The organism is Pseudoalteromonas thalassia, from assembly GCF_049257215.1.
GTDB lineage: Bacteria > Pseudomonadota > Gammaproteobacteria > Enterobacterales > Alteromonadaceae > Pseudoalteromonas > Pseudoalteromonas lipolytica_C.
In genome coordinates this window covers 161,142-183,978 of sequence record NZ_JBMMUE010000007.1, presented here as the reverse complement: position 1 = coordinate 183,978, position 22,837 = coordinate 161,142, and the positions used below count along the sequence as shown (strand labels likewise).

The 22,837-nt window shown below is 40.9% G+C and carries 21 protein-coding genes; 5 read left to right on the top strand and 16 right to left on the bottom strand.

Translation table 11 applies throughout. The features are described from left to right. Positions 1-9: 9 nt before the first annotated feature. The 9 genes from AAEU31_RS10700 to glyA form a co-directional block, all read right to left on the bottom strand. The gene (locus tag AAEU31_RS10700; protein ID WP_135923691.1) at positions 10-495 is read right to left on the bottom strand and encodes a phosphatidylglycerophosphatase A family protein; all 486 of its coding nucleotides are present in this window, start codon (positions 493-495) and stop codon (positions 10-12) included. Next, the gene (thiL, locus tag AAEU31_RS10695; RefSeq protein ID WP_135923690.1) at positions 492-1,466 is read right to left on the bottom strand and encodes a thiamine-phosphate kinase; all 975 of its coding nucleotides are present in this window, start codon (positions 1,464-1,466) and stop codon (positions 492-494) included. Before thiL ends, AAEU31_RS10700 begins: the two co-directional genes overlap by 4 nt. A gap of 44 nt (positions 1,467-1,510) precedes the next feature. Beyond that, positions 1,511-1,921: a transcription antitermination factor NusB gene (nusB, locus tag AAEU31_RS10690; RefSeq protein ID WP_054552571.1), complete on the bottom strand. Its 411-nt coding sequence runs from the start codon at positions 1,919-1,921 to the stop codon at positions 1,511-1,513. Between the two features lie 15 nt (positions 1,922-1,936). Then, complete coding sequence (gene ribH / locus AAEU31_RS10685) at positions 1,937-2,401, bottom strand: 6,7-dimethyl-8-ribityllumazine synthase (protein WP_036966328.1); 465 nt, start codon at positions 2,399-2,401, stop codon at positions 1,937-1,939. Positions 2,402-2,598: 197 nt separating this feature from the next. After that, a complete protein-coding gene (gene ribBA, locus AAEU31_RS10680; RefSeq protein WP_421967201.1) occupies positions 2,599-3,714 on the bottom strand; it encodes a bifunctional 3,4-dihydroxy-2-butanone-4-phosphate synthase/GTP cyclohydrolase II in 1,116 nt (371 codons plus the stop codon). A 42-nt stretch (positions 3,715-3,756) separates the two neighbouring features. Further along, complete coding sequence (locus AAEU31_RS10675) at positions 3,757-4,410, bottom strand: riboflavin synthase (RefSeq protein ID WP_421967200.1); 654 nt, start codon at positions 4,408-4,410, stop codon at positions 3,757-3,759. Positions 4,411-4,414: 4 nt separating this feature from the next. Continuing rightward, positions 4,415-5,554 (bottom strand): bifunctional diaminohydroxyphosphoribosylaminopyrimidine deaminase/5-amino-6-(5-phosphoribosylamino)uracil reductase RibD, encoded by a 1,140-nt coding sequence (ribD, locus tag AAEU31_RS10670; protein WP_421967199.1) that lies wholly within the window; start codon positions 5,552-5,554, stop codon positions 4,415-4,417. Between the two features lie 2 nt (positions 5,555-5,556). Next, entirely contained in the window at positions 5,557-6,006 is a 450-nt protein-coding gene (gene nrdR / locus AAEU31_RS10665; RefSeq protein ID WP_054552576.1) for a transcriptional regulator NrdR, read from the bottom strand. A 107-nt stretch (positions 6,007-6,113) separates the two neighbouring features. Further along, entirely contained in the window at positions 6,114-7,370 is a 1,257-nt protein-coding gene (glyA, locus tag AAEU31_RS10660) for a serine hydroxymethyltransferase (RefSeq protein WP_135923686.1), read from the bottom strand. Positions 7,371-7,661: 291 nt separating this feature from the next. Here glyA and AAEU31_RS10655 point away from each other — a divergent pair, with 291 nt between their 5' ends. Beyond that, complete coding sequence (locus AAEU31_RS10655) at positions 7,662-8,030, top strand: hypothetical protein (protein ID WP_421967198.1); 369 nt, start codon at positions 7,662-7,664, stop codon at positions 8,028-8,030. Between the two features lie 32 nt (positions 8,031-8,062). On the opposite strand, the gene thrC is transcribed toward AAEU31_RS10655, so the two are convergent. The 4 genes from thrC to AAEU31_RS10635 form a co-directional block, all read right to left on the bottom strand. Next, complete coding sequence (gene thrC / locus AAEU31_RS10650; protein ID WP_199526874.1) at positions 8,063-9,346, bottom strand: threonine synthase; 1,284 nt, start codon at positions 9,344-9,346, stop codon at positions 8,063-8,065. A gap of 18 nt (positions 9,347-9,364) precedes the next feature. Next, positions 9,365-10,291 carry a homoserine kinase gene (thrB, locus tag AAEU31_RS10645; RefSeq protein WP_421967197.1) on the bottom strand — a complete coding sequence of 309 codons (927 nt, stop codon included), beginning with the start codon at positions 10,289-10,291 and terminating at the stop codon, positions 9,365-9,367. 9 nt (positions 10,292-10,300) lie between these two features. Then, on the bottom strand, positions 10,301-12,718 hold the full coding sequence (gene thrA / locus AAEU31_RS10640) for a bifunctional aspartate kinase/homoserine dehydrogenase I (RefSeq protein ID WP_421967196.1): 2,418 nt from the start codon (positions 12,716-12,718) through the stop codon (positions 10,301-10,303). Between the two features lie 226 nt (positions 12,719-12,944). After that, positions 12,945-13,319, bottom strand: coding sequence for a response regulator (locus AAEU31_RS10635; protein WP_138558313.1), 375 nt, complete (start codon positions 13,317-13,319; stop codon positions 12,945-12,947). Between the two features lie 235 nt (positions 13,320-13,554). Here AAEU31_RS10635 and AAEU31_RS10630 point away from each other — a divergent pair, with 235 nt between their 5' ends. Both AAEU31_RS10630 and rdgC read left to right on the top strand, forming a co-directional pair. Further along, positions 13,555-15,318: a sensor histidine kinase gene (locus tag AAEU31_RS10630; protein ID WP_421967195.1), complete on the top strand. Its 1,764-nt coding sequence runs from the start codon at positions 13,555-13,557 to the stop codon at positions 15,316-15,318. A gap of 90 nt (positions 15,319-15,408) precedes the next feature. After that, positions 15,409-16,317, top strand: coding sequence for a recombination-associated protein RdgC (gene rdgC, locus AAEU31_RS10625; RefSeq protein ID WP_135923679.1), 909 nt, complete (start codon positions 15,409-15,411; stop codon positions 16,315-16,317). A gap of 60 nt (positions 16,318-16,377) precedes the next feature. Here rdgC and AAEU31_RS10620 read toward each other — a convergent pair whose 3' ends face one another. Next, positions 16,378-17,220, bottom strand: coding sequence for an HDOD domain-containing protein (locus AAEU31_RS10620; protein ID WP_135923678.1), 843 nt, complete (start codon positions 17,218-17,220; stop codon positions 16,378-16,380). A gap of 270 nt (positions 17,221-17,490) precedes the next feature. On the opposite strand from AAEU31_RS10620, the gene AAEU31_RS10615 reads away from it, so the two are divergent. After that, on the top strand, positions 17,491-19,182 hold the full coding sequence (locus tag AAEU31_RS10615) for a DUF8614 domain-containing protein (RefSeq protein WP_421967194.1): 1,692 nt from the start codon (positions 17,491-17,493) through the stop codon (positions 19,180-19,182). Between the two features lie 75 nt (positions 19,183-19,257). On the opposite strand, the gene AAEU31_RS10610 is transcribed toward AAEU31_RS10615, so the two are convergent. Both AAEU31_RS10610 and AAEU31_RS10605 read right to left on the bottom strand, forming a co-directional pair. Next, positions 19,258-20,010, bottom strand: a complete 753-nt coding sequence (locus AAEU31_RS10610; RefSeq protein ID WP_421967193.1) for a substrate-binding periplasmic protein — start codon at positions 20,008-20,010, stop codon at positions 19,258-19,260. A gap of 63 nt (positions 20,011-20,073) precedes the next feature. After that, positions 20,074-20,478, bottom strand: a complete 405-nt coding sequence (locus AAEU31_RS10605; protein WP_281546582.1) for an HIT domain-containing protein — start codon at positions 20,476-20,478, stop codon at positions 20,074-20,076. A 112-nt stretch (positions 20,479-20,590) separates the two neighbouring features. Here AAEU31_RS10605 and AAEU31_RS10600 point away from each other — a divergent pair, with 112 nt between their 5' ends. Continuing rightward, on the top strand, positions 20,591-22,816 hold the full coding sequence (locus AAEU31_RS10600) for a S9 family peptidase (RefSeq protein WP_421967192.1): 2,226 nt from the start codon (positions 20,591-20,593) through the stop codon (positions 22,814-22,816). Positions 22,817-22,837: the final 21 nt, after the last annotated feature.

Sequence of the window (22,837 nt, the reverse complement as noted above, 5' to 3'; positions counted from 1 at the left end):
ATTAATCGTTTAAAAGGGTAAATAGCCAGCTTTAAACAAAGCCTGTACACAAATTAATGAAAAAATACCTGCTAAAATATCATCAGCCATGATGCCCAAGCCACCGTGTAAACGCCTATCGAGAATACGAATAGGGCCTGGTTTAGCGATATCAAAAAAGCGGAACAATAAAAAACCAACTAACAATGACTGCCAACTAAGTGCAGCACCAATCATGGTGATATAATAACCAGCAACTTCATCCCAAACAATGGCAGGATGATCATGCACCCCTAAGTCATCTGCTGTTTTACCACAAGCCCAGATACCAAATACGCTGATCACAATTGCAAATACAATCTGTAACCATAGCGGAAAGTACATGGTTGTAAAAATAAATGGTAATGCAGCAAAAGTACCAAAGGTGCCAGGTGCTTTAGGTGCTAGGCCTAAACCAAAACCCAGACCAAATAATTGATGTGGGCGTTTTAAATTAAATAATCGGTTACTACTCAAACCGGCTCCTTTGCAAAGTGTTGAAACCCTTTACCTTGATAGTTAAATTTTTCACCATCAAGTAGTAGTTCAATTTCACTTTCGCCACTTTTTATTTGCCCAACACAGCTGGCTTCGACGCCATATTGACGAAGTTTCATATCAACCATGCTTTTATTGCTTTCAGGCACAGTAAAAAGTAATTCGTAATCGTCGCCGTAATTTAAAATATAGTCAAACTGTTCAGGGCGTGGAATTGATGCGCTGACAGCATCAGACACAGGTACTTTATCAACATGGATCACTGCACCGACTTGCGAAAGCGCCAATACATGACCTAAATCAGCTAATAAACCATCAGAGATATCGATGGCAGCTGAAGCCGCACCTCTTAATACCTGCCCAGCTGCAACTCGCGGAGTCGGGTAATCGAAACGATTGTTTAAATAACTCAAATGCTCAGGCGCGATGTCGAAACCTTGCTTACGTGCTTCGATCGCAACACCGGCGTCGCCCAGTGGTCCGGTCACATAAATCCAATCACCTACCTTTGCACCACTGCGACGCAATGCTTTGCCTTCAGGTACAATACCTTTGGCACAAATAGTAATTGTAAGCGGACCTTGTGTAGTGTCTCCACCGATGATTTGCACATTAAAGTATTCCGCAATTTCATGCATACCTTCAGTGAACTGCTCAATCCATTCCATATTCACTTCAGGCAGGGTCAATCCTACTGAAATCCAGGTAGGTTCAGCACCCATTGCAGCCAAATCACTTAAGTTAACAGCTAACGCCCTATGCCCAAGGGCGCGAGGAGAAATGTCATCAAAAAAGTGTACACCTGCAACTAATGTGTCTGTTGTCACAGCTAATTGACAGTTTTCTGGCACAGTGACCAACGCACAATCATCACCTATACCAAGGTTTACATCACGACGGATGATACCGCGACCTTTAAAGTAACGGTTAATTAATTCAAATTCCTTCATTCACAAAAAAGCCGGCCCAAGCCGGCTCTCCTTTACGGGGCTACTTACTTACGCAGCTCTTTAACTGCTTTATCAAGTACACCGTTGACAAACTTATGGCTGTCTTCAGCACCAAACATTTTAGCAAGCTCAATACCTTCATTGATTGCTACTTTGTATGGAACGTCTTCACGGAATTTCAGCTCATAGCCAGACAGACGTAAAATTGCTTTTTCGACCATGTCTAACTCATCTGCTGGGCGTGCTAAATGTGGCGCAACGATTTCATCTAATTGCTTACAGTTAACAACAACACCGCGTGCTAGGTCTTTGAAATATTCGACGTCGATTTTAGTCACATCATTTTCAATTAACATTTGCTGTTCAATATCAGCAATTGGGTTACCGCTTAACTGCCAAGAGTATACGGCTTGAAGTGCTAAGATACGTGCTTTACGTCTTGCTGCTGGTTTCACAGAGATTCCTTAAACTTAAATTTTGTCTAACACATTAACCATTTCAAGCGCACCTAAAGCAGCTTCGCCACCTTTGTTACCCATTTTGGTACCTGCGCGCTCAATTGCTTGCTCAATGCTTTCAGTGGTTAATACGCCAAATGCAACCGGGATATCATACTCAAGTGATACTTGTGCAAGACCTTTGTTTGATTCGCCAGCGACTAAATCAAAGTGTGGTGTACCACCTCTGATCACAACGCCTAGAGCGATGATTGCATCGTGTTCTTTCTTTGCTGCAACGCGTTTCGCTGCTAAAGGTAATTCAACGGCACCTGGTACGTAAACAACAGTAATGTCGTCGTCAGATACGCCACCTGTGCGCTTAAGCTCATCAACAGCACCTGCTAATAGGCTGCTACCAATAAAGTCATTAAAGCGAGAAATGACAATGGCAAACTTTTTGCCCGGTGCGTATTTGTTACCTTCAATAATTTTCATTTAATAACCCTAAAAAATAAGTTTAAGCGGTTGCGATTGCGCAAAAATTACGGTGCATAATACCACAAAAATATAAAAGTAGCCTAGTTAACCTGAACTCTGGCTAATAAATCTAACTCTAGTGGCCACTCGTAACGCTAACCGCATTGAATTTAAATAAAATTACGAGTAAACCTCTTAATTAAATTACGCGTTAACTAAGATTGCGGCTCAACGTAGTCAACCACTTCTAAGTGGAAACCTGATAGTGCATGGTATTTTTTCGGACGGCTCATTAAGCGCATTTTTTCAATACCTAAATCAGCCAAAATCTGCGAGCCCACACCGACAGTACGCGATGTCCCTTGGAATTTACGATGATTTACATTTTCACCCGCATCTTCGGCAGCAAATGCTTTTACCATTGCTTCAATGTCTTCAGTTGATTCTTGCTTACCCAAAATAACCAGCACGCCATTGTGTTCTGCAATGTAAGCCATCGCATCCGATAAGCCCCAACTGCGATCAGCACTACGATCAGATAATAAAATATCATTGAAGGTACTTTGTAAGTGAACACGAACAAGCGTTGACTCATCTTTCGATACTTCACCTTTTTGTAAAACATAGTGAAGTTGACCATCGATGGTGTCTTTGTAGGTAACTAAATCAAACTCACCGTGATCAGTTGGCAGTTTACATTTAGCAACACGCTCAATGGTGGTTTCGTTTAGGTTTCTGTATTCGATTAAATCTGCAATAGTGCCAATCTTTAAGCCATGCTCTTTTGCAAAAACTTCAAGATCTGGACGACGTGCCATGGTGCCATCGGCATTTAAGATTTCAACGATCACAGATGAAGGCTCAAGACCCGCTAAACGAGCTAAATCACAACCGGCTTCGGTATGACCTGCACGTGTTAACACGCCACCTGGTTGCGCCATAATTGGGAAAATATGCCCAGGTTGTACGATATCGCTTGGCACGGCACCTTTGGCAATAGCTGCTTGAACTGTACGTGCTCGGTCAGCTGCTGAGATACCTGTCGTTACGCCTTTCGCTGCTTCAATCGACATAGTGAAGTTAGTTGAAAAAGCAGCACCGTTATTTTTAACCATTAACGGCAAATCTAACTGCTGGCAACGCTCTTGCGTCATCGTTAAACAAATTAAACCACGGCCGTGTGTTGCCATAAAATTGATAGCATCAGCACTGATATGCTCTGCTGCGATAATTAAATCGCCTTCATTTTCTCTGTCTTCATCGTCCATTAAAATAACCATTTTACCGGCTTTAATGTCATCGATAATTTCTTGCGCGCTGTGTAGATTCATAATGTGCCCATGAGAGTATGATTAATAGTGACGTATCTTTGCTTATTTAATAAAACCAGCTTGTGCTAGCAAGCTCATTGATATGTCTGAACGGGAAGGTTGTTCGGCCCCTTTTATTAGGCGCTCTAAATAGCGAGCAACCTGGTCAACTTCTAGGTTCACCTGAGTACCCACTTGAAATTCTGCAATCGTTGTTTGCTCTGCGGTATGCGGAACAATAGTCAACTTAAAGCGGTTTTGCTCGACCTCGTTGACCGTTAAACTAATACCATCAATACATACCGAACCTTTGTAAGGAATGTACTTCATTAAATCATTGTCAGTACTTAGCCAGTACTCTGTTGCACGGGCATTAGGACTGATACTTTCTACAGTCGCAATACCATCAACATGACCAGATACTAAATGCCCACCTAAGCGAGAAAGTGGTTGCATGGCTTTTTCAAGGTTAACTGTTTGACCTTTTTTATAGTGAGCAAAGCCCGTTAAGCTGATTGTTTCGTTTGATAAGTCAGCACTAAAACCATCGCTATGTTTAGCGACAACCGTCAAACACACACCATTGGTGGCAATACTGTCACCGAGCTTAACGTCTTTCATATCCAAATTAGTGCTTTGAATACGAATAGCTAGGTCACCTTGCTTTTGTGTTAGTTCAACAATTTTACCTGTTGCTTCAATAATTCCAGTAAACATAGTGCTACTCTTTATTTTCAATGTGTGTGGCTTGCTTTGCTTTTGTCGCTGTTAAGCGAATATCGTCGCCAATCATCACTGTATCAGTAAAGGTCAGTTCAGTGATATCACTCATCATGGTAACTTCTGCAAAGTTTAGTAAGCTTTTGCCCATATCACCTATTAACTTAGGGGCAATATAAACAATGTATTCATCAATTAAATCTTGCTCAGCAAATGCACCGGCAAGGGTCGCACCTGCTTCGAGCCAAATATGGTTAAATTGCAGCGCAGCAAGACGCTTTAAAACCGCTGATAAATCAACTTTATTATTAACTGCTGGTACGACCTCGTGTTTAACAAAGTGAGGCCATTGATGCTGTTTATCAACCGATGTAGTGAAAATAATCACCGGACTTTCAATGCTAAATAATGCAAGTTCAGGCGTTAACCTATTTTGTGAGTCAATAATCACACGAGTAGGTTGACGCAAAGGCAGTGCCGTTGGCATATCAAATGGCAGCTCATCAATGCGTACATTGAGTTTGGCATTATCGGTCATAACCGTATCTGCACCAGTGAGTACCACGCAACTTTGGGCACGAAATGCTTGCACATCTTGGCGCGCTTTAGGCCCTGTGATCCATTTACTTTGGCCATTATTTAGCGCAGTTTTACCGTCTAAACTGCAAGCCATTTTACAAATCACATATGGCAACCCAGTTTCCATGCGCTTTAAAAAGCCTTTGTTTAAATCGCGCGCTTGTTGTTCAAGTAAACCTGATGCTACAGCGATACCTGCATCAGCTAAAATCTGTAGACCGCGACCACTCACCGCTGGGTTTGGGTCGACCATGGCAGCTATAACTTTGCTAACACCCGCAGCTTTTAAACCTTCGGCACAAGGCGGTGTGCGTCCATAATGACTACAAGGTTCTAAAGTCACATATGCGGTGGCACCTTTTGCATTGTCGCCAGCCACTGCCAGAGCATTAACTTCAGCATGGCCCTGCCCTGCTAGTTGATGAAATCCTTCACCGACTATTTCGCCATCTTTAACCAGTACACAGCCAACATTAGGGTTTGGTGTTGTAGTAAAACGACCTTGTTTAGCAAGCTCTATGGCGCGTGCCATATAAGCCGTATCAAGTTCTGTGAATGACATAGTTAATCACCTAAACGAGCGATTTCTTCACCAAACTCGCGAATATCTTCAAAAGAACGGTAAACTGATGCAAAGCGAACATAAGCCACTTTATCTAGTTTTTTTAGTGACTCCATAATGCACTCACCAATTAAATGGCTAGAAATTTCACGTTCACCCGTGGCACGAAGCTGAGATTTAATAATGTTGACCACTTCATCGACCTGCTCGGTGCTGACAGGGCGTTTTTCTAGCGCACGATGCAAGCCATTGAGTAATTTGTCTTCATTAAATGGTTCACGACTACCGTCTTGCTTTATGACTCTTGGCATCACAAGTTCTGCGCCTTCAAAGGTGGTAAAACGTTCGTGACATTCGTTACATTCACGTCGACGCCTAACCTGGTGGCCGCCGCCAACAAGTCGAGAATCAATTACTTTAGTATCTTTTGCGGTGCAAAAAGGACAATGCATAGAGTTCAGCTTCCGTTTATTAAAAACAAAAAAGGCCGCTTATTAAGCGGCCTTTATAATAGCAAAAAACAACGCTATTGTTATCTTAATTACGGTTTAACCAATAATTAAGCGTAAACTGGTAATTTTTTACAGATAGCTTTAACTTTCTCTTTTACTTCAGCTTGTACAGACTCATCATTGATGTTGTCTAGTACGTCACAGATCCAGCCAGCAAGCTCTTTTGACTCTGCTTCTTTGAAACCACGGCGAGTAATAGCCGGAGAACCAATACGAAGACCAGACGTTACGAACGGTGAACGTGGGTCATTAGGAACTGAGTTCTTGTTTACAGTGATGTTAGCGTTACCTAGTGCAGCGTCAGCATCTTTACCTGTGATATCTTTATCGATTAGGTCAAGAAGGAATAAGTGGTTGTCTGTTTTACCAGAAACAACTTTGTAGCCACGCTCTTGAAGAACTTCAACCATAGCTTGAGCGTTCTTTACCACTTGAGCTTGGTACGCTTTAAATTCTGGTTGTAATGCTTCTTTGAAAGCAACTGCTTTAGCAGCGATGATGTGGCATAAAGGACCACCTTGACCGCCAGGGAATACTGCGCTGTTTAGCTTTTTGTAGATTTCTTCATCACCACATGCAGAAACGATTAGACCGCCACGAGGGCCCGCTAATGTTTTGTGAGTTGTCGTAGTAACAACGTGTGCGTGAGGGATTGGGCTTGGGTATACACCCGCTGCGATAAGACCAGCAACGTGAGCCATATCCACGAATAAGTAGGCACCAACTTTGTCAGCGATTTCACGGAATTTAGCCCAATCAACGATACCTGAGTATGCTGAGAAACCAGCGATGATCATTTTTGGTTTGTGCTCTAATGCTAGCGCTTCAACTTGAGCGTAATCAATTTCGCCTGTTTCGTCATTTAGGCCGTATTGAATTGCATTGTACGTTTTACCAGAAAAGTTAACGTGTGAACCGTGAGTTAAGTGACCACCATGAGCTAAGCTCATACCTAGTACTGTATCATGTGGCTGAAGAAGTGCTTGGAAAACAGCTGCGTTTGCTTGTGAACCCGCATGCGGTTGAACGTTAGCGTAATCAGTACCGAATAATTCATTAGCACGGTCAATTGCTAGCTGCTCAACAACATCAACATGTTCACAACCGCCATAGTAACGTTTGCCTGGGTAACCTTCAGCATATTTGTTGGTAAGCTGAGAACCCTGCGCTTCAAGTACGCGTGGGCTACAGTAGTTTTCAGACGCGATCAGTTCGATGTGCTCTTCTTGACGAGCCGTCTCTTTAGTGATGGCTGCAAATAACTCTGGATCGAAATCCGAAATATTCATGCTACGTTCTAACATGGGGTCTCCTAAGGCAACGTGTATGGTATTTTTTGAAGGCTATATTGTACGCTTAAAACGCACTTTTGCCTATCTTGTAAAGATGAACATATTTAAACAGGGATTGAATTTATTTCACAGTGTTTTAATAATGATATTTTTTTATTGATACATAATAAAAATTTATAAATTTAAAACATTACATATATTTTTAAAATATGATTTAGCGTAAAAAGTTCATCATGCGTTTGCATATGGGCACAATGAAACTAAGCTTGTAATACAAACCCTGATCAAGGATGTTTTGAGTCAATGTTAGCCAAGCCCATTTATGAACTTGTTCCCCACTGCTATTTGTTTTTAGGTATTGCCTGTATCGTCATACCTCATGAGCTGCTCTACACACTCATTGGTATTGTGTTATTTTTGCTGGGTGCAAACATATGGCGAATGCGCTCAGAAGCGCGAAGACGAGATCAAAAAAGTCAGCGAATTAAACAAAGAAGAGCGCGCTATTACTATGAATTTAAACCCTTTATTTTATTCATTAGTGCTCTAACTTTAACACAATGGACGCAAAACGAGATCATCTTATTAAGCTGTGCTTTACTATGTTTTAGTGCGTTAGTGATAATTGCAATGCGATTATTGAACCGCCACAGCCATTCATTATCACATTAAAAAAGAGCGGCAATGCCGCTCTTTTAATTACTTTAAGCTAGTTTATTTAAAAGCTCTGTTCTCAATAGTTGATAATCATGCTTGATATCTTCTGCTAAACAAGGCTTAGCAAGGGCATCTGCTAGAGGCTTAGGCATTGCTAACTCAATACCTAAAATATCTTCAACACTTTCTTTAAATTTAGCAGGATGTGCCGTTGCTAAAAATATACCGGCACTGCCATCTGCTAAATTTTCTTTTAAACCTTGATAAGCAATCGCTGTATGAGGTTCTGCGATATAACCCGTTTGATGAATTTTTTTCATCACTTCTTTGGTTTCTTCTTCGCCAACACAACTTGAGTAAAAGTCATCATAGCTAAACCAATTATTATCCAACATAAATTGAACACGTGGCCAGTTATTCGGTTTACTCACATCCATTGCGTTTGATAATGACTCAAGCGTTTCGTTAGGTGCCCACTCTTTGCTTTGTAAAAAACGTGGCACAGTGTCATTTTGGTTGGTTGTTGCACTCAATTTTGCGACAGGCATACCAAGTACAGCACCAATCATCGCAGCGCACACATTACCAAAGTTACCACTTGGTACTGAGATATGTGCCTTGCTACGCTTTTCTTTTGGCAACTGGGCTATTGCTTCAAAGTAATAACACACTTGAGCGACCAAGCGACTGATATTGATCGAGTTAGCTGAGTTAAGGCCAAGTTTTTGTTTTACTTCATCGTCTAAAAACGCATTTTTGACCATGCTTTGACAGTCATCAAAACTACCATCAACCGCATAGCAGTGAATGTTATTGCCAAGTGTGGTGAACAGTTTTTGCTGCGCTAATGAAATTTTACCTTTCGGATACAGAATAACTACATCAATATTTGGCTTGTTATAAAACGCATGAGCAACGGCGGCTCCTGTATCACCCGATGTTGCCGTTAAGATCGTTACTTTTTCGCCTTGGTTAAACTGCGCCAAACACTCAGCCATAAAACGACCACCAAAGTCCTTAAAAGCAAGCGTTGGACCATGAAAAAGCTCTAAGCAATACATGTCTTTTTCAACTTCAACCAATTTCACATCAAAGTTAAACGCATTTTGCACCATCTGTGCAACAGTATCGGCAGGCAGCTCATCACCAATCAGGTGTGATAAAATTTTGCTGCTACGGCTAACAAAGTCCAAATCAAGTAGCGCATCAACATCTTTGATAGGCGTTAAGCTATCAGGAAAAAAGACACCCTGATTACGCCCTAAACCCGTTTTTACCGCTTCAACAAACGACACCTGTTGTGATTCATCTTTTAAATTATGTAATTGCATGTTGTTTCCTTAAATTCTTTAAAGCTCTCGTGTGCCAAGCTGATCGAGTTGACAGATGTGGCTGAAACCCTGCTCATTAATGTAATTATCGTTCAGCCAAGCTGCGCATTTTTCTGCAGCATCTAAACTTTTACACACGGTAAATAATGTTGGGCCTGCACCCGAAATACTGACGATTTCGGCACCAAGCTCTGGTAATGCTTGTTTCGCTTCGGCAAAACCTTGGATAAGGGGTGCTCGATGCGGCTCGGCTATTTCATCAGTCATGATTGATAGCGCAGCATCAAAGCGTCCCGTTAGCAGTAAACTGCTAAAAGCCGAAAGACGTTGTGCAAATTCAACACTGTCATGCATTGACAATTGTTTTGGCAGTACTGAGCGTGCTTTTGCGGTATTTAGCGAAAAGCCAGGAAAAGCCGCCACGTAATACCATTGATTATCAACAGGTAACGAAATTGATTTATTGGGAATGAGTTCGCCAGTTAATTGCAAACCACCTAAATAGCATGGTGTGATGTTATCGTAATGACGACCGCCACTAACCATAGCTTCAAAATCAGCCATCAGCTCAATGAGTTGCTCTTGTGATAAATTGGTTTGTGCAAACTTATCAAGGGCTGCAAAGGCTGCCACCACAGAGCAAGCACTTGAACCTAGCCCAGAGCCAATAGGTAGATTCTTTTTAAGTTCAAGTTTTACCGCTTGCATAGCAGGCGCAACGTGTTCTTTAAAGTGAATTAAACATTGATATGCTAGGTTTTCTTCTGCATTGGCAGGCAGTTTATGGGCATAGTCGCCAGAGCATACAAAAGTATCTTGCTCAGCTGGACTTACTTCAACAACATCACCCAATAAAGTGCCATCGATAGGCGCTAAAGCAGCGCCTAATGCGTCAAACCCAACTGCAAAATTGCCGATAGAAGCAGGTGCATATACACGGATCATAACCTGCTCCTATCGTGTTAATGTTTTGAGGATGTCAGCAAATACACCTGCTGCTGTTACTTCAGCACCAGCACCATAGCCACGAATCACGAACGGACGTGGTTGATAGTATTGACTTAAAATTGCTAATGCATTTTCACCATCGCGAATATCATAAAGTGCGTGACTGCTATCGACAGCCTCAATACCGACTTTACAATGACCATTTTCAATTGTGCCTACATAACGTAGAACTTTACCTTCACTGGCTGCACTTTGAATGCGGTCGTTAAATTCAGCATCTAGACTAGGCAGCTTCGCCATAAACTCGTCAACAGAGTCGCCTTCTGCAAACCCTTTTGGCAATACAGACTCTACTTCGATATCGCTCAGTTCTAACTCAAGACCTGATTCACGAGCGATGATCAGAAGCTTTCGGGCTACATCTGTGCCCGATAAGTCATCACGCGGGTCTGGCTCAGTAAAACCACTTTCTTTCGCTTTTAATGTTGCTTCGCTAAGTGATAAACCATCCTGAAGCGCACCAAACATATACGATAATGAGCCCGATAGAATACCGCTGAACTTAATTAGTTCGTCACCTGCACCAAATAATGATTTGAGATTATCAAGTACCGGTAAGCCTGCACCTACGTTTGTTTCGTATAAAAACTTACGGTTATTCTTTTGTGTCGCTGCAACTAAATCTTGGTAGTACGCATACGAGCTAGTATTGGCTTTTTTGTTTGCCGCAACCACATGGAAACCTGCATTTAAGAAATCAACATATTGCGCAGCAAGTTTATCGGCTGAGCTACAATCAACAATTACAGGATTAATAAGGTGGTTTTGTTTTACAAATTGCTCAACTAAATTAAGGTCGAAGCCTTGTTCAGAGGCTGCGAGTTTATCCTGCCAACCATCAAAAGCGATACCTTCACTGTCTAGGTATAACTGTTTTGAATTCGCAACACCGTATAAATTAAGCTTGATATTACGCTTTTCGAGCCACGCTTGTTGACGCTCTAATTGCTGGATAAGCTCTTGCCCAACTAAACCACAACCAAGTAAAAACACATCGATTGATGGGATGTGAGTAAAGAAGTTCTCATGACACACTTTTACTGCGTCGTTGCATAGCTCACCGTCAATCACTGCTGAAATAGCGCTTTCAGTTGAATCTTGTGCAATAGCTACAATATTCACTTGTGCTTGAGCTAATGAAGCAAAGAACTTGGCCGCTAAACCTTTGTGAGCACGCATGTTATCACCCACTAAAGTGACAATTGCAAGGTTACGTTGTACTTGTACTGGCTCGATTAAACCAGCTTGCGATTCTAATTCAAAGGCTATTTGCAGTGCTTCTAAAGCAAGTGATAGGTCACTCTCATGAACACAAAAGCTGATACTAAATTCACACGAAGATTGAGTAATTAATACGATTGAGACATTGTCATGAGCCAAGGCATTAAATACTTTTGATGCCATCCCCACTTTACCCTTCATACCAGGCCCTGACACCGTCAACATAGCGAGGTTTTGTAAACTTGATAACGCTTTAACTGGCTCGTTAGATACACTGTCGTTACTGATCACAGAACCTTCGGCACGTGGGTTATGAGTATTTTTAATCTCGCACGGCACACCCGCTTTGGCACAAGGTAAAATCGTTTTCGGGTGCAATACTTTCGCACCAAAATAAGAAAGCTCCATCGCTTCTTTATAAGATAGCGAATCAACTTTAGAGGCTTTTTTAATATAACGCGGATCTGCGTTGTAGACACCATCAACGTCAGTCCAGATTTGGCATACATCAGCATCTAAACACGCCGCAGCTATTGCAGCAGAATAATCAGAGCCATTACGACCAAGAGTAGTCAATTCACCTTGCTCATTCGCAGCAGTAAAGCCCGGCATAATATAAATAGTGCTTGGGGCAGCTTTTAACGCTTCTTGAAAACGTAATTTGCTTACATTAAGGTCTGCCTCTGCATCAATGTAGCCACCCACTGAAGCAATACATTCTGTTGCTTCTAAATAACGTGCATTGCTTTGTTTGAGCATACATTCCATTAGAGCAACACTAATACGCTCACCAAAGCTAATTACATAAGCGCGTACTTGATCTGGACAACATTTTAATAGCGCCACTCCATCAAGCTTATTTTTTAACTCACTTAAGTCTGGCCAGTTTGCTACTTGACCATAGTCTGCTTCTACCGCCGATTTTAGCTGCTCACAGCGATTGATTAAATTCTGCCACTGCTCACTAAAGTCTTGACCTTGTTCGGCTGTACTTGCCAATGCAACCAAAGAGTCTGTCATGCCACCCGGTGCAGATAGCACTAATAACATTTCATCTTTCAGTTCTTCTTTGACTAACTGAGCTACCTGTTGCAAACATGCGTAGTCGGCCAAGGACGACCCACCAAATTTTAATACTCGCATTATTTATGTTTCCTCATTCCATAAACGAAAAAGGCCTGTGTTCTAGTGAACACAGGCCTATAATTTTGTTGCACCGACCTATGCCACTATCCCGTAAGGATGATGGTTGTAATAATAATGGTCGTTGCGTGATTAAATGTTTTCATAGTCTGTAGACTGCCTTAAAAACAGCCAAGATGTCAACCCTTAAAAAAAGATAAATTATGCATTTAAATGATTTTAAAAGTTAACGAATACCAAATTTATGCAAAGTAGCTTTTAAGCGCACAATATCTATCGGTTTATCAATGAAGTCAATTGCACCCAATCTTACTACTCTTTGCTTCATTTCTGCTTGAATATCAGCCGAAATAACGATAACAAAGCATTCTATTTTTTCCGCCTTGATTGATTCGAGCACTTCGATCCCATCGATTTCTGGCATTGTTAAATCTAGGCACAGCAAGTCAAAACTTTGCTCTCTTAACAAGGCAAGCGCTTCTCGACCATTTGAGGCTTGTTGAATATCAGCACTGAGACAATCATCTAAACAGCGCACAACCTGTTTTCTGGCTATTGTAGAGTCATCACAGACCAGCACGGTAAAATTAAGATTATCCATGAAATAAAATCTTCGTTGTCACAATTACAACGTAAAAAAAGTCTAAAATTAAATACGGTACAAATTTATAACACACTTTTATTAGTGCAGTAAGGCTAAGTTTATTAAGAAATTAGTAACAATTAATAAACTTCCAGTAAAAAAGGATATATTTATTTATTTTTAAGCATTTATTAGCTAACTTTAGAACTAGCTGAATGTATTAATCATGTCACCAAGGAGCTATGGATATTCCATGCTACAAAAAAGCCTGTCAAAAGAGTTATTAACAAATGTACTATCGGTCTACTTTCTACTTACTTTTGTAGTGACATGTGGACAGGTTATTGCTGAATACGTTAACACCAAAGATTACATTCGCGATGAACTAACAACACTGCAAAAAACCTTTAGTCGCAGTTTAACCCGCGCTATTTGGGAACTTAACGATAAACAGACTATTACGACCGCTGAAGGTTTATTAGCAATCCCCATGATTGAAGGCATTATTGTTCGTGACGATAGTGGTGAAGTTCTTTCGCAACTTGGCCGTTCTTTAGATATACATGAACTTTACAGCCAACAGTTAGTGCAAGAAGAAGCTATTATTGAGGACACGCCTTCAGGTTTGTTCGGTTATACATTTCCACTGATTTTTGAGTTTTCAGGTAAAACGACTCAAGTTGGTGATGTCACATTGTTCTCAAGTCGAGAAGTCGTTTTTAGTCGAATCATGATTTCTATCTACTTCTTGATTGGTAATGCAATGATCAAAACCACCTTTTTGATCTTTTTATTCTTACTTGCCTTTAGAAAAAGACTCACAGAGCCTCTTTCACAATTTACAGAACAAATCGAAGATTTAGAGCTCAATGACTTAGAAGGTCGTCATATTGAAGTGAAAACCACCGAGCGTAATGAGCTCAAAGTAATGGAAGAGTCATTCAATCGCCTTATCGACAAAGTTGTACTTTATCGTGAAGAGCTCGAGCACACACAAAAAGAGTTATTAATCAGTAATGAAAAACTCGATCAACACAATTTGCAATTAGAACAAGAAGTAGCTCGTAAAACGTCTAATTTGAGTCAAGCGATGATGGACTTACAAGAACAAAAATACGAGCTTGAAAAGCAAAAGCTTACGCTGACCGAAGAAATCGATTTACGTAAACAGACCGAACAAGAGCTGATTGCTAAACAAAACGAGCTGCAGCGTTACCTTGATGAACTCAACATGGCACAAGAGCGTTTAGTCGGCTCTGAGAAAATGGCTGCACTGGGTGGTCTAGTTGCTGGTATCACCCATGATGTAAACACGCCAATTGGCATTGGCGTGACTGCGACTTCATTTTTACAAGAACGCCTTGATCAAATAGAGGCTGCATATAAAGACAAAACACTCTCGCCAAAAGCGTTAGAAGAATTTATTAATGATGCCAAACAAAGCACCAGCCTATTGACGAGTAACTTAGATAGAGCCTCGGAATTGGTTGCGAGTTTTAAACAAATCGCAGTAGACCAAGCTAGTGAAGCTGTGCGCACTATCAACTTTAAAGAGTACTTAGGTGAAGTCATTCGCTCACTTCACCCTAAACTTAAGAAAACATCTCATCATATCAATTTAGATTGCCCTAGCGATTTGACCTTAAATTTACCAGCCGGTGCGATTAGTCAGATCTTTACGAATTTGATTATGAACTCTCTGATCCATGGTTTTGAAGGCATCGAAAGTGGCGTGATTGACATAATCATCAAAGATGAAGACGACGAAGTAGTTATCGACTTTAAAGACAACGGGAATGGCGTTTCGAAAGCTCAGCTCGAAAAACTGTTTGACCCGTTCTTTACCACTAAACGTGACCAAGGCGGTAGTGGCTTGGGCACGCATATTACCTTTAACCTCGTTAAGCAGACGCTCAGTGGCGATATTGAAGTATCAAGCGAAGTAGGCAAAGGCTTGCATTACCATATTAGTTTTCCGAAAAACATGCCAAAACCACTTTCAATGTTTAACTCATAAGCAATTAAAGCTAATGCCGAAATGATTCATTTCGGCATCAGTTTTTTATTGTTATGATTGGGCAAATTTATTGAAAGGATTAGCCTAATTATGTGGTTTAGTAACCTTATCTGTTACCGTTTTAAACAAGATGTTTCATACTCTCAAGAAGACTTCGACAAAGCCCTAGAGCAAGACCTATTCCGCTCATGTACAGGTCAAGAGCTTTCAACTTTCGGTTGGACAAAAGCGTTCGGTAAGCATGGTCAAACTCTGTCTCATTTCTCTCAAGACAGCATTTTAGTATGCGCTAAGCGTGAAGAAAAAGTTTTGCCAGCCGCTGTTATCAATGAAATGGTGGCAGAAAAAGTTGAGCAAATCGAAGCCGAAGAAAACCGCCCAGTAAAGAAAAAAGAAAAAGACGAACTAAAAGAAAATATTCTTCATACTTTACTGCCTCAAGCGTTCAAAAAGTCGAGCCTACAGTTTGCATTTATTGACCAAAAGAATGGCTGGGTTGTGGTTAACAGCGCAAGCTTTAATAAAGCAGAAGAGCTTTTAGCCCTACTACGTAAATCACTTGGCACACTTCCTGTGGTACCCGCATTTGCCAACTACGATTTAGATGTATTTTTAACTGACTGGTTAACTAATTTCAGTACCCCTGAGGGCTTTTCTATCGGTAACGATGCAGAGCTTGAAGAAGCCGATGACAGTGGCGCTCAGGTAAAATTAAAAGGCCATGACCTATCTTGTGATGAAGTTAAATCTCACCTAGAAAATGGTAAGCGCGTAACTAAGCTTGCTCTTGATTGGCAAGAGCGCGTTAAGTTCATGCTGCAAAACGATGGTTCTATTAAGCGCTTAAGCTATTCAGAAACATTAAAAGAAGAAAACGCCGACATTCCAAAAGAAGATATGGCGGTAAAACTTGATGCAGACTTTATCTTAGCATCAGAAGAAATTAAGCAGTTGCTAGAAGATCTGACCCAAGGCTTAGGTGACGCAGAAGATTTATAAAATTAACTCAGATAATGGTTAATATTAAAAGCGCGACTTGGTCGCGCTTTTTTGTTGTAGTTATTCAGTAAAAATTGCTTTTACTTCATTAAGCATGTCGTGATACTCATCTTCGTTGAACATATCAAGAGATTCAATCACGCCTTTGTCCATGTAGGTTTGTAATGCTGCTGACTTATCAGAAACCTGTAAGATCCCTTCTAATATCGCGCCAATACGAATGAAGTCGACATAACATATATGCTCTGGACGATAGTTTGGATTTGCCCAACTTTCAGCAACTTCGACAAACTCATCAGTAAAGCCCCAAGCACGCATAATTGCACCACCTACTTTACCGCCCAACTTTTGGATAGCATGAGCAAGGAAACTTGGGTTTGCGAATACTTCAGGATGCTTTTCAGCTTCAGTTAAAATTGGCAATACACCAATGTTATAAACTAGTGCCGCCAAAGTAATTGTGTCGCGATTAAGCGAGGTTTGCTTATTTCTGCGTAAGAAGAAGTCCATTAAAGTAATTGAGTGACACGCGACTTTAAGGGTTTTTTGCCACGCCTTATCCATATAGCCTTTGATCAACTCATTGTGCGACACAAACAGCTGCTCCATCGCCATTGCTGTGGCGATGTTTTTTATTTGTCGTAAGCCTATTCGTGTTACCGCTTGATGCAAATTGGTCACTTTTACTGAGCGCCCCATAAATGCACTATTAGCTACCTTTATCATTCGCGCAGATAATGCAGGGTCGTGTGAAATAACATCAGCCATGTCCATTAAGTTTACGTTTGGATTATCTGCAGCCTGCCTCACCTTCACTGCAACTTCAGGCAATGTAGGTAGTACTAATGTATCGTTATTAATTCTATCGACCAATATGGTCAGTAATGCATTTTCTGTTGACATATGTGTGCCATCCTCTTGGGGTAGCTCACTTTACAGGTAAGCTACTGACTGACATTATTAAATTAATTATAGTTTTAGTATTGACTAACTTAGCGCTAAAGTTAAGAAAATCACAGCAATAATCTATTTTTTATTATTCGCTAATAATTTTAGGCTAAATACACCCCTAAATAGAGTAAACTTGTCAGGTACGCATCAGTTTTGCTTTAATGCGTGCACGTTTTGTTTTCTAAACAATCACTCTCACCAAAAAATCGGGAACGGGCAAAAATGACATTAAATAAAATTAGCCAAGCACTTATCTTATCTGGCGCTGTTTTTCTTGGCGCATGTTCTGAACAACCAGCAACATCATCAGAAGCGAAACCTACAACTGAGCAAAGTGCTAAAGAAAATAACCCGCAACTTATTAATATCGATCGCAATCGTTTAGATATTTACACTGACTTTACCCTTACATCAGATTTAAGCCATCTAAGCGACAACCAAAAACAAATGATCGGTAAGTTAATTGATGCATCAAAAATCATGGATGAGCTATTCTGGCGCCAAGCATTTGGCGAGAATAAAGATGCTTTCCTTGCGAAAATTAATGATCAGAAAATACAAAAATTCGCTGATATCAACTATGGTCCTTGGGATCGCTTAAATGGCGATGAAGTCTTTTTATCTGGCTATGAAGAAAAAGCAGCTGGCGCTGAGTTTTATCCTCGTGATATGAGCAAAGAAGAGCTAAACAAAGCAATTTTAGATGATAAAACAGGGCTTTACTCTGTCATTAAGCGTGACGAAAAAGGTTTACTTTATAGCGTTGCTTATTCACTAGAATACGCACAAGAGCTTGAAAAAGCGGCCAACTTACTGCGCGAAGCAAGCCAGCTTGCTGATGATAAAGAATTTGCAAATTACTTAAGCATGCGCGCAGATGCGCTTGTGACTGATGACTTTAGAGCTTCTGATTTTGCATGGATGGATATGAAAAATAACCCAATCGATGTGGTTATTGGTCCGATTGAAACTTACGAAGATCAACTATTCGGTTATCGTGCAGCCTATGAGTCGTATGTGCTTGTTAAAGATCTTGCCTGGAGTGAACGACTAGCTAAGTTTGCCGCGTTTCTACCTGAACTGCAAAAAGGCTTACCTGTTGACGACAAGTACAAACAAGAGGTCCCTGGCTCTGATGCAGATCTGAACGCGTATGATGTAGTTTACTATGCTGGCCACTCTAATGCAGGTAGCAAAACAATTGCTATCAACTTACCAAATGATGAGCAAGTTCAACTAGAAAAAGGCACCCGTCGTCTGCAACTTAAAAACGCTATGCGTGCTAAATTCGATAAAATCTTAGTGCCTATCTCTGAGCAGTTGATTGTCCCTGAACAACGTAAACACATTACCTTTGATGCGTTCTTTGCCAACACCATGTTTCATGAAGTAGCGCATGGTTTAGGTATCAAAAACACGATTACCGATAAAGGTACTGTTCGCCAATCATTGCAAGAGCATGCAAGCGCACTTGAAGAAGGTAAAGCCGATATCTTAGGTCTTTACATGGTTGAGCAATTACTTAAGAAAGGCGAAATCACTGACGGTACATTAGAAGATTACTACATCACCTTTATGGCAGGTATCTTCCGCTCTGTACGTTTTGGTGCATCAAGCGCACACGGTAAAGCGAACATGATCCGCTTTAACTTCTTTGCTGAAGAAGGTGCTTTCTCTAAAAATGCTGACGGCCTATACAGCGTTAACATGGAGAAAATGAGCCTTGCAATGGAAAAACTGTCTCGCTTAATTCTTACCATTCAAGGTGACGGCGATTATCAAAAAGTGGATCAATTAATCGCCACTCATGGTGAAATTAAAGCAGAACTTGCAAAAGACTTAGAAAAACTAAGTAAAGCAAATATTCCTGTTGATGTTACCTTTAAACAAGGTAAAGAAGTATTAGGCCTATAAGTTTATTGCAGGCGCTCGCTTGCAGTAATTAATAGCAAAACTCAAATAAAAAACGCTGCCATGATGCAGCGTTTTTTAATAATGAGCGACAAAGCTAAGCTCATACTTTTTGTTCAAGCGAACAATATCCCCGTTGATCAACATTTTTTGAAACTCAGCATTAAAAGTATTAATAAATTCATCGAGTTCACGACGCTTACTAAAACCAAAATAGCCTTGATTGACTGTCACGATTGGCGATAGCATAACCACTTTATCTTTAATATTTAAACTATCTATAACAGGTTTCGCGGCACGAGGGTGAGTCAGGATAACATCGACCCTGTCATACATTAATTGCAAAAAGCTAGCCCTGACACTGGCGACCTCAGACAGCGACAAACTCGATGCATTGCGTTTAAACTCATCACCATAGTTCCAACCGCGAATAACCCCAATAGTATCTTTTCGTAAACTGGCAAAATTACCTACCCACGTAACCTCACTATCCGGTTTGGTGTAAAAAACTATCGGGTCTTCGTAAAATGGTAAAGAACTATAATGCATGTACTGTTCACGCAAATGGGATTTGTATGGGCCAATAATGGCATCAGCATGGCCTTGTTCAACCATCTTCAAGGCACGTTTCAACGGCATAATATCTATAACTAGCGTATGCCCCAGCCGACGACATATTTCGTGAGCAATATCAGCACCAAGGCCAACCACCTGGCCTTGTTCATTATGTTCTAAAATCGATGGAAAATGACTGCCAACAAAATAATAACTTTTCGCAACGCTAGGTGCTGAACTCAAAGCAAAGAGCACGACAAAAATATACATTTTCATTACGAGGTGCTCTTATATTCTTTCATTTATTTATCCTAGTTCATCCTAGCTATTTTACATCAATTAGAAGTGTGCTTTTAGCTGTTTAATTTGCTCATCAGTATAAGGGATGGCAGGGAGCTTACCCCACACAGGCGCAGGCCATGCTGGGTCAGATTTAAAGCGCGCGATATGGTGAATGTGTAATTGTGGCACCATGTTGCCAAGTGCAGCCACATTCAATTTATCTGGTGTGAATACCTGTTGAATCAACTTACTAAGCTTAGCTGACTCTTGTAAAAAAACGATTTGCAGCTCTTCGGATAGATCAATGATTTCTCTTAACTCTGCCTGCCTAGGAACTAAAATGAACCACGGATACTGGCTGTCATTCATCAATAACACTTTGCATAACGGCCAATCAGCAAGTTCAATACAGTCTCGTGCTAGTTCTGGGGCCAAAGAAAACAGCATATCGGCATTTTTCATCAATAAATCCTTTGATAATGGGTAAACATCTCCTACTTTATAGCATTTTGTTGCAGTTGCCTAAGCTTACCATTACCATCGTGGCAGTTTTTATTCGAGCGAAGGTACCCTTGTGCTAAAAAAAATTAAATCTCTCTCACTCGCCTTGCCAGTCATTGCAACGGCACTCAATGTAAGCGCTGAACCACTGTCTCTTGAGCGAATTTTTGACGACCCTAGCCTTGCAGGCAAAGCCCCAGTACAACTTAAATTCTCTCCTGACGGTAGCCGAGTTACTTACTTGCAGGGGAAAGCGGATGACTATAACCGCTACGACCTATGGGAATACAATTTAAAAGATAACAAAAATCGCTTATTAGTTGACTCTGCAGCACTATTTTCTGGCCCAGAAAACTTATCTGACGAAGAAAAAGCCCGCCGTGAACGCCAGCGTATTTTTGGTAAAGGGATTTTAGAATATAAATGGTCAAAAGATGGTAAAGCGCTTTTATTTCCACTAAATGGTGATCTTTACTACTATGATCTTGCCTCTGCAAAAAGTCGAAAACTTACTGACACAGAAGCATTCGAAACCGATGCACGATTCTCACCTAAAGGCCACTATGTGTCGTTTATTCGTGAGCAAAACCTATATGCACTTAACTTAAAAACGGGTCAAGAAATCCAATTAAGTAAAGATGGCGGCGGCGTAATTAAAAACGGCATGGCCGAGTTTGTTGCGCAAGAAGAAATGGGCCGCATGACTGGTTACTGGTGGTCTGGTGATGAGTCTAAAATCGCTTATACCCGTGTTGATGAAAGCCCAGTAAAAGAAGCGATCCGTAATGAAATTTACGCCGATGAAGTAAAGCTTTTTAACCAACGCTACCCGTTTACAGGTACCGACAACGTTAAAATTCAGTTAGGTGTTGTGAGCATTAACAACCAAAAAACTGACTGGGTTGATTTAGGCGACAATCAAGACATCTATATCGCTCGTGCAAAATGGTTAAAAGATAACAAAACGCTTTCTTACCAGTGGCAAGATCGTTCGCAACATAACTTAGAGTTACGTTTTTATAATAGCGACACTAAAAAGCAAACAGTTGCCCTAACAGAAACCAGTGATACTTGGATTAACCTGCACTTTGATTTGCAGTTCTTAAACGATAAGAAACATTTCGTTTGGGCATCTGAGCGCGACGGCTTTAAACACCTGTATTTGTATCGCACAAATGGTGAAATGATCCGTCAAATCACCCAAGGCGAATGGGTTGTTGATAGTTTAAAAGGTATCGACGAGAAAAAAGGCATTGTTTATTTTGCAGGTCGTAAAGACACAGCTCTTGAGAGCCATCTATACAGTGTACCGCTATTCAAAAAAGGTGAAATTAAGCGCGTAACTGAGCTAGGTGCTTACCATAATGTGGTGATTGCTAAAGATAACAAAACCTTTATCGATAACAGCTCATCAGTGAATAAGCCTGGCTCAGCAGCATTACGTAAAATTAATGGCGAATTTATCACTTGGCTTGAAGAAAACAAGTTAGATAAGTCACACCCATTAACGCCTTACCTAGCTGATTTGATCACGCCTGAATACGGCACGTTAAAGGCTGAAGACGGACAAATCATGCATTACCGTTTATTCAAGCCAACTAATTACCAAGATGGTAAAAAGCACCCGGTTATTGTTAACGTATATGGCGGTCCTCATGCCCAGCGCGTAACGAACAGCTGGCGTAGTAAAAACTTGTACTTCCAGTACATGGCACAACAAGGCTATGTTATTTTCCAACTTGATAACCGTGGCTCATACAACCGTGGTAAAAAGTTTGAAGACGTGATTTATAAGCACTTAGGTGTGGCTGAAGTGGCAGACCAAATTAAAGGTGTCGAGTTCTTACGTACCCTTGATTACGTTGACCCTGAGCGTATCGGTATTTATGGCCACAGCTACGGTGGTTACATGGCGCTTATGACTATGTTTAAAGCGGGCGACTACTTCAAAGCCGGTGTTTCTGGTGCGCCAGTAACTGATTGGGCACTTTACGACACTCACTACACTGAGCGTTATGTAGGTCACCCTGCAACTAACGCAAAAGGCTACGAAGCAAGTGCAGTTTTCCCATATGCTGAAGGCTTAAAAGGCCCACTGATGATTTACCACGGGATGGCTGATGATAACGTGTTATTTACTCATGCCACTAAGTTATTTAAACAACTGCAAGATCAAGAAAAACAGTTCGAAATGATGACTTATCCGGGCTCAAAACACAGTTTACGTGGTAAGAGCGTACAAACGCACTTACACCAAACCATCACCAGTTTCTTCAACCGACACTTTAACGTTGAGTAATCACGTTTTATTTCGGTAACT

Excerpts from the sequence above, each read along its gene's own strand:
- thiL (WP_135923690.1), bottom strand. The coding sequence starts at position 1,466 with ATGAAGGAATTTGAATTAATTAACCGTTACTTTAAAGGTCGCGGTATC.
- ribH (WP_036966328.1), bottom strand. The coding sequence starts at position 2,401 with ATGAAAATTATTGAAGGTAACAAATACGCACCGGGCAAAAAGTTTGCC.
- ribBA (WP_421967201.1), bottom strand. The coding sequence starts at position 3,714 with ATGAATCTACACAGCGCGCAAGAAATTATCGATGACATTAAAGCCGGT.
- AAEU31_RS10675 (WP_421967200.1), bottom strand. The coding sequence starts at position 4,410 with ATGTTTACTGGAATTATTGAAGCAACAGGTAAAATTGTTGAACTAACA.
- ribD (WP_421967199.1), bottom strand. The coding sequence starts at position 5,554 with ATGTCATTCACAGAACTTGATACGGCTTATATGGCACGCGCCATAGAG.
- nrdR (WP_054552576.1), bottom strand. The coding sequence starts at position 6,006 with ATGCATTGTCCTTTTTGCACCGCAAAAGATACTAAAGTAATTGATTCT.
- glyA (WP_135923686.1), bottom strand. The coding sequence starts at position 7,370 with ATGTTAGAACGTAGCATGAATATTTCGGATTTCGATCCAGAGTTATTT.
- AAEU31_RS10655 (WP_421967198.1), top strand. The coding sequence starts at position 7,662 with ATGTTAGCCAAGCCCATTTATGAACTTGTTCCCCACTGCTATTTGTTT.
- thrC (WP_199526874.1), bottom strand. The coding sequence starts at position 9,346 with ATGCAATTACATAATTTAAAAGATGAATCACAACAGGTGTCGTTTGTT.
- thrB (WP_421967197.1), bottom strand. The coding sequence starts at position 10,291 with ATGATCCGTGTATATGCACCTGCTTCTATCGGCAATTTTGCAGTTGGG.
- thrA (WP_421967196.1), bottom strand. The coding sequence starts at position 12,718 with ATGCGAGTATTAAAATTTGGTGGGTCGTCCTTGGCCGACTACGCATGT.
- AAEU31_RS10635 (WP_138558313.1), bottom strand. The coding sequence starts at position 13,319 with ATGGATAATCTTAATTTTACCGTGCTGGTCTGTGATGACTCTACAATA.
- AAEU31_RS10630 (WP_421967195.1), top strand. The coding sequence starts at position 13,555 with ATGCTACAAAAAAGCCTGTCAAAAGAGTTATTAACAAATGTACTATCG.
- rdgC (WP_135923679.1), top strand. The coding sequence starts at position 15,409 with ATGTGGTTTAGTAACCTTATCTGTTACCGTTTTAAACAAGATGTTTCA.
- AAEU31_RS10620 (WP_135923678.1), bottom strand. The coding sequence starts at position 17,220 with ATGTCAACAGAAAATGCATTACTGACCATATTGGTCGATAGAATTAAT.
- AAEU31_RS10615 (WP_421967194.1), top strand. The coding sequence starts at position 17,491 with ATGACATTAAATAAAATTAGCCAAGCACTTATCTTATCTGGCGCTGTT.
- AAEU31_RS10610 (WP_421967193.1), bottom strand. The coding sequence starts at position 20,010 with ATGAAAATGTATATTTTTGTCGTGCTCTTTGCTTTGAGTTCAGCACCT.
- AAEU31_RS10605 (WP_281546582.1), bottom strand. The coding sequence starts at position 20,478 with ATGAAAAATGCCGATATGCTGTTTTCTTTGGCCCCAGAACTAGCACGA.